Genomic DNA, 6,410 nt, shown 5'->3' with positions numbered 1-6,410 from the left:
ATGAAACAGCCCGTAGAACAAGACCGTCTTGTGTCCTCGCCCGGTCCGACGTAAGCCCTTGAATCAACAGAGCCGCACGTCAGACCACGGCATCGGAAATGGCGTCACACCCTGTCGGGTGCGCCACCGTCCTCCACCAAATGGTCTGCGAGCGCTCTCATGATCGTCGTTTCGACGGTCGGGGCGTCGACCATGGCGTCTTGCTGTCGGGTTTGCTTGATTTGCGTGTTGGCGTCGGGCTTCACTCGTAACGACCTCGCGGAGCGGCAGCATCGCGGCTCCGGCCGCGGCGGCGTCGCCGGCGACCTCGGAGAGGAGGAGTTCGGGCCGGGCCATGCCGATGCCGTAGCGATGCCGGCCCCAGAATTGGGCGCGGGCGATCAGCATGCGGGCGAGCGGCGGCGGGGCCTGTCCACCGAACACGATCGCCTCGGGATCGAGAACCGCCGAGAGCGTGTTGATGAGGCGGTTGAGCAGCGGCATGACGCGCTCGATCCAGGCCTCCACCCCGGGCCAGGTCGGGTCGACCGGTCGCACAGGTCCTCGATCCCGTCGACTGCCACGCCCTCGGCGCGAAGCGCATCGATCAGGGAGCGCAAGGCTGGGCGCTTCACCGTTTCGTCCGGGTCGTGGATGCCGCTGAGTTCGCCCGCGTTGCCATGTGTGCCGATCAGCGGCCGACCGCCGACCACCAGGCCGCCGCCGTACCCGTAGTTGAACGAGGGATAGCCGAAGCTGCGCTTGCGCAGGCCAAGCCCTTCGAGGCCAATACGGCATCAAGGTCGAGTACTCCGACGTCAAGGGCGCCCAAGCGAACCAGCAGCTGATCGCCGTGCACGAGGCCGGCCAGGACGCGCCGGTAGACGCCTATTTCGTCGTCGGCGGCGACTATCCGCTGCTTTCCGCCGGCAAGGTCATCCCGAGCCTCAACTTTGCGGCGATCCTGCCGTCCATGGACGCCTACGACCCGGCCCGGGCCGACGTGGTGGCCGGCAATGCCCACGGCGGCACCTTCAACCTCGTCCATCTGAACCAGACCGCCATCGGCTACGACAGCGCCTTCGCGAAGCCGGAGGACGTGCCCCAGACCTTCGACGACCTGCTCGCCTGGGCCGAGAAGAACCCGAAGAAGCTCGCCGTCACCCTGCCCTCCAAGGGCGGTTCCGGCGGTGGGTTCATCTATTCCGTCGCCGCCAACGCCGGACACCTTCACGCTCGATCACTGGCGGAGCGTCACCGCGGCGAGCGGAATCATCGGCGCGCTCGCGAGCAGCCTCGCGATTGCGGTCGTGGTGACGGTGGCGAGCGCGGCGGTGGCCTTCCCGACCGCCTGGGCGATGGCGCGCTTTCCCTTCCGGCTGAAGCGGGCGGTGGACGTGTTCATCCTGGCGCCGCTGATCGTCCCCGGCCACATCGTCGCCGTCGGCATCGGCAAGATCTTTCTCGCCTATGGGCTCGCCTATTCGGTCGCCGGCGTGATCCTCGTCCAGATGGTCGGCACGCTGGCGATGATGATCCGCCTGCTCACCGCGGCGCTGGAGACCATCCCGGACGACCTGATCGAGGCCGCCAGCTCCCTCGGCGCCGGCTGGCGTCAGGTGTTCCTCAACCCGATCCTGCCGTTGTCCGTGCCCGGCTTGATGGCGGGCGGCCTCCTGTCCTTCATCGGCAGCTTCGAGGAGTTGACAGAACCTTCATCGTCGGCGCGCCTGTCATCCGGACGTTGCCGGTCAAGCTCTACATCTATCTCGACCCCTACGCCCTGCCGTTCCCGCTCGCCTCCATCGTCGCCTTCATCCTGCTGGTACCCGCCGTCGCCATCTTCGTCCTCGCCGGGCGGATCACGCGCGACGACATCATGGCAGCCGGGATGGGCAAGCTCTGATCCCTCTCCCCTCGAGAATCCCGGAAAGACACCAATACGATGTCCGTTGCCAATGCCGCGCCCACCCTGAAGCCCTCCCGCCTCGCCGACATGCTGTCCCGCCACGGTCGCCACGTGCTCGTCATCGCCCATCGCGGCCACTGGGCGCATGCGCCCGAGAACTCGATGTCCGCCATCGAGGCGGCGATCGCTGCCGGCGCCGACATGGTCGAGATCGACACCCAAGCGACGGCGGACGGGCGTCTGGTCGTGATCCACGACGAAACGCTCGACCGGACCACCGACCGCCGGGGCGTCGTCGCGGATCTGCCGGTGGACGTCGTCAGGGGCGCCCGGCTCCGCCATGGCGCCGGCGGATCCGATGCCGCCCTGACGGACCAGCGCGTTCCCCTCCTCGCCGAGGCGCTGGAGGCCGCGCGCGGGCGGATCGCCGTCAACGTCGACGTGAAATACGCCCGCGACACGGATGCGGTCGGGCGTCTCGTCCGGGATCTCGGCGTCACCGACGAGGTTCTCCTCAAGACGCCGACCGACCTCGACGCGGCACCGTTCGCTGCCCTTTCGCTGTCCTGGTTCGGCCATGTCCCGCACATGCCGATGCTCGCCGCCCGGCCCGGCCGCTTCGCGGAGGACCTCCGCCGGATCGAGGCGCTGCGGCCGCCGGTGGTCGAGGTCCACTTCTCCGCGCTCGACGATCTCGCCTCGGCCCGAGCGGAACTGGAGCGGCAGGATACCCGGCTCTGGGTCAACACGCTGGAGGTCTCGCACGATCTGGATCTCAGGGACGGTCGCGCCGTGGTCGATCCGGACGGCGTCTGGGGCCCGCTGATCGAGGCCGGCGTCGGCGCCATCCAGACGGACGCGGTCGATGCGCTGGCCGCTTATCTCGGCAGTCGGGGGCTCCTGCGGTGACCCACGGCCTACCGGATCGGCTGCGGATCGTCTCCGACATCGCCGACGAAGCGGCGGCGCTGGCGCTGTCCTTCTTCCGTCGGCACCGGGACCTCGAGGCGCGCAGCAAAGGCATGAACGACCCGGTATCCGAGGCCGACGTCGCGGTGGAGCGCTTCATCCGCGGTCAGCTCGCGGCCGCCTTCCCGGGCGACGGCCTCCTTGGCGAGGAGGACGGCGGCGAGCTCGCCGAAACCGGATACTGGGCGATCGATCCGATCGATGGCACCACCAACTTCCTGCGCGGCTCCCCGCTCTGGGCCGTGTCGATCGGTTACGTGCGGGCCGGCCGTCCCCGGCTCGGTGTCGTCGTCCTGCCGGCGTTGGGCGAGCGCTTCGCCGCCCAGGAGGGCTTCGGCCCCTTCGTAAACGGTCGTCGCTTCACGCGGGCTGCCGGCGGTGGCGCGTCCCGCGTCATCTCGCTCGGCGACAGCAACGACGACGATCTTTCCGCGATGGCGGATCTCTACGCAGACCTCCGTCGCACCGGCCACATCGTCGAGTGCTTCCGCTGCACCGCCCTCGGCCTCGCCTTCGCCGCCAAGGGGATCGTCGACGGCCACGTCCAGCGCCGCACCACGGTCTGGGACATGGCCGGCGGGACCGCGCTCTGCCTGGAGGCCGGCCTGACCGTCTCGGTCGGATCCACGGCGACGCCGAAGGGCTGGTCCGTCGAGGCGGTGGGGTGACGGGGCGCGCGTGACCAGCGACGTCCGGGTGCGCAGCACCGCAGCGGGAAGTGGGGCGCGTCCGTCCTCTCGACGACGTGTCCCTGCTGCGGTTCCGCTTCGGCTGAGACGGATCGCGTGGAGGTCCCGCGAGCCGATCGCCGGCGTTTCACCGGCCGGGTCAAGGCGCGGCCCGGGCCGGCGCGCGGCCCGCGTCCGTCAGCGCGATCCGCCGCTCGCCAGCAGCGCAAGATAGTCCCAGACCACGGTGGCGGCCGCGAGGGCGGTGATTTCGGACACGTCATAGGCCGGCGAGACCTCCACCACGTCCATGCCGACGAAGTCGAGGCCGCCGAGGCGGCGCATGATCGCCTGGACCTGCCAGGGGTGGAGGCCGCCGAACTCCGGCGTTCCCGTGCCGGGGGCGAAACCGGGGTCCAGGCTGTCCACGTCGAAGGTGAAGTAGGCGGGCCCGGCGCCGACCACGGCCCGGACCCGGTCGGCCACCGCCGCGGGGCCCTGCTCGTGCACGTCCTGGGCGGTCAGGATGGTGACGCCCTTGCCGACCGTCCAATCCCAGACCTCCTTCTGGACCGGCGAGCGGATCCCGATCTGGATGGTGCGGGCCGGGTCGACGAGCCCCTCCTCGATCGCGTGATAGAAGGGCGAGCCGTGCCCGTAGACCTGGCCGAAGTTGTCCGGCCAGGTGTCCACATGGGCGTCGAAGTGGACCATGCCGACCGGCGCGCCGACGCGCGCCTTCAGGGCGCGCAGGAGCGCCAGCGAGATGCCGTGCTCGCCGCCGATGGCCAGGAGATGGCCGAGGCCCGCCGCCTGGGCCTCGATGAGCGAAAGGCTCTTCTCGATGTCGCCGAGGCTGATCTCGAAGTCGCCGATGTCCGCGAGGTCGAGCGCCAGAGGGTCGATCCAGAAATGCGGATGGTCACCGTCGGTCAGCATCCGGCTGGCGGCGCGGACGGCCGCCGGGCCGCCGCGCGTTCCGGTCCGGTTGGTCACGCCGATGTCGAGCGGGATGCCGGCCACCACGAAACGCGCCGTCCGATCGGTGGACCGCACGCCGAGGAAGCTCGGCGGAACGGCGAAGGTGGGGGTCTGTCCCATCAGGATGGTCTCCGGTTGACGGCCCGCATGCTTATCCGACCCGCTCGGCCTTGGCGACGACCCGGCGGCGACAGTGGCGAGAAATCATGCGGTCCGTCATGGATCCGCTGCAAGGATCGGATCAATTGGGGGTCGAGATCGTTGGACCCATAGCCGGGTGACGGCATTTTGAGGTGGTATAGACGAGAGGATGTGTTGATCGTGCGGCGATTCGGGCGGTTCACCGGAGAGGGTCAGGCGTTGGGCAAAGCTTCCAAGCCCATCTTGTTCGAACAGGTCGCGGCTCTGGTGCACCGGAGAGCCCCGGGCGGCGGCCTGCAGATCCTGATGGTGACGACGCGGGAGACCGGCCGCTGGATCCTGCCGCGCGGCTGGACCATCAAGGGCCTGAAGCCCCACGAGGCGGCCGAGACCGAGGCCTTCGAGGAGGCCGGCGTGATCGGCAAGGCCGACCGCAAGCCCTTCACGGTCTACCGCTACATCAAGCGCTTCCCGAAGAAGACGGCGGCCGTGGTGGTCGCCGTCTATCCCATGACGGTGGAGCGGGAACTGGACGACTGGCCGGAGAAGGGCCAGCGGGACGTCGCCTGGGTGACGCCGGAGGAGGCGGTGGCGCGCGCCGGCGACCCGGGCCTCATCCCGGTCATCACCCAGTTCGTCGACGCGTCGGCCGCCGAGGAGATCGACCGGCCGACCGCCTGACCGCCGGACGAGGCCGACCGGGCGGCGCACCGGTTCCGTCCGCCGTTCACCCTCCAGCCGCTCAGGCCAGGCCGTCGAACAAGGCCGTCGACAGATAGCGCTCGGCGAACGACGGGATGATGATCACGATCGTCTTGCCGGCGAACTCGGGCCGCTGCCCGACCCTGACCGCCGCCGCGATGGCCGCGCCCGACGAGATGCCGACCGGGATGCCTTCCAGGCGTGCGGTCAGCCGGGCGGTGGCGAGCGCCTCGTCGGAGGAGATCTGCGCCACCTCGTCGTAGACGGCGGTGTCGAGCACGCCCGGCACGAAGCCGGCGCCGATGCCCTGGATCTTGTGCGGACCCGGGTTGCCGCCCGAAAGCACCGGGCTTTCCACCGGCTCCACCGCCACGATGTGGAGTCCGGGCTTGCGGCTCTTCAGCACCTGGCCGGCGCCCGTGATGGTGCCGCCCGTGCCGATGCCGGAGACGAACACGTCGATGTCGCCGCCGGTGTCGGTCCAGATCTCCTCGGCGGTGGTGCGCCGATGGATCTCCGGGTTGGCCGGGTTCTGGAACTGCTGCGGGATGAGCGCGCCCGGGATGGTGGCCACCAGCTCCTCGGCGCGGGCGATCGCGCCCTTCATGCCCTTCGGGGCCTCGGTCAGCTCCAGTTCGGCGCCGAGCAGCTTCAGCATCTTGCGCCGCTCGATGGACATGGATTCCGGCATCACCAGGATCAGCCGGTAGCCCTTGGCGGCGGCCACGAAGGCGAGCGCGATGCCGGTGTTGCCCGACGTCGGTTCCACCAGGGTGGTCTCGCCCGGCCGGATCCGACCCTCGGCCTCCAGGGCCTCGATCATGGCGACGCCGATGCGGTCCTTCACGGAGGCGATCGGGTTGAAGAACTCCAGCTTGCCGACGAGGCGCGCCGCGACGCCCTTCTCCTCGGCGATCTTGTCGAGCCGCACCAGCGGCGTGTCGCCGATCGTCTCGGTGATGCTGTTGTAGATCTTGCCGCGGCCGCGGCGGGTCTCACCGGTCATGATGCCATGTCCTTCAAGCGCTGTGGGGGCGGGGACGCCCCTCGACCGAGAGGGC

7 protein-coding genes are annotated in these 6,410 nt (G+C 69.7%); 4 read left to right on the top strand and 3 right to left on the bottom strand.

Annotated elements, in window-relative coordinates; genetic code table 11:
- Positions 1 to 63: 63 nt before the first annotated feature.
- The gene (locus HND91_RS21475; RefSeq protein WP_181708660.1) at positions 64 to 483 is read right to left on the bottom strand and encodes a hypothetical protein; all 420 of its coding nucleotides are present in this window, start codon (positions 481 to 483) and stop codon (positions 64 to 66) included.
- An 854-nt stretch (positions 484 to 1,337) separates the two neighbouring features.
- On the opposite strand from HND91_RS21475, the gene HND91_RS21465 reads away from it, so the two are divergent.
- From HND91_RS21465 to HND91_RS21455, 3 genes are read left to right on the top strand one after another with little or no spacing between them, the layout of a single operon-like run.
- Positions 1,338 to 1,955 (top strand): ABC transporter permease, encoded by a 618-nt coding sequence (locus HND91_RS21465; protein WP_246329630.1) that lies wholly within the window; start codon positions 1,338 to 1,340, stop codon positions 1,953 to 1,955.
- Entirely contained in the window at positions 1,925 to 2,797 is an 873-nt protein-coding gene (locus HND91_RS21460; protein ID WP_181708659.1) for a glycerophosphodiester phosphodiesterase family protein, read from the top strand. Before HND91_RS21465 ends, HND91_RS21460 begins: the two co-directional genes overlap by 31 nt.
- Positions 2,794 to 3,525, top strand: coding sequence for an inositol monophosphatase family protein (locus tag HND91_RS21455; protein WP_181708658.1), 732 nt, complete (start codon positions 2,794 to 2,796; stop codon positions 3,523 to 3,525). Before HND91_RS21460 ends, HND91_RS21455 begins: the two co-directional genes overlap by 4 nt.
- A gap of 198 nt (positions 3,526 to 3,723) precedes the next feature.
- On the opposite strand, the gene speB is transcribed toward HND91_RS21455, so the two are convergent.
- The gene (gene speB / locus HND91_RS21450) at positions 3,724 to 4,626 is read right to left on the bottom strand and encodes an agmatinase (RefSeq protein ID WP_181708657.1); all 903 of its coding nucleotides are present in this window, start codon (positions 4,624 to 4,626) and stop codon (positions 3,724 to 3,726) included.
- A 240-nt stretch (positions 4,627 to 4,866) separates the two neighbouring features.
- Here speB and HND91_RS21445 point away from each other — a divergent pair, with 240 nt between their 5' ends.
- On the top strand, positions 4,867 to 5,328 hold the full coding sequence (locus HND91_RS21445; RefSeq protein ID WP_181708656.1) for an NUDIX hydrolase: 462 nt from the start codon (positions 4,867 to 4,869) through the stop codon (positions 5,326 to 5,328).
- Positions 5,329 to 5,389: 61 nt separating this feature from the next.
- On the opposite strand, the gene cysK is transcribed toward HND91_RS21445, so the two are convergent.
- The gene (cysK, locus tag HND91_RS21440; protein ID WP_181708655.1) at positions 5,390 to 6,355 is read right to left on the bottom strand and encodes a cysteine synthase A; all 966 of its coding nucleotides are present in this window, start codon (positions 6,353 to 6,355) and stop codon (positions 5,390 to 5,392) included.
- Between the last annotated feature and the right edge of the window lie 55 nt (positions 6,356 to 6,410).

The organism is Chthonobacter rhizosphaerae (assembly GCF_013839525.1).
In the GTDB taxonomy this organism is placed as follows: domain Bacteria; phylum Pseudomonadota; class Alphaproteobacteria; order Rhizobiales; family Pleomorphomonadaceae; genus Chthonobacter; species Chthonobacter rhizosphaerae.
This window is presented reverse-complemented; position numbering and strand designations above follow the sequence as displayed.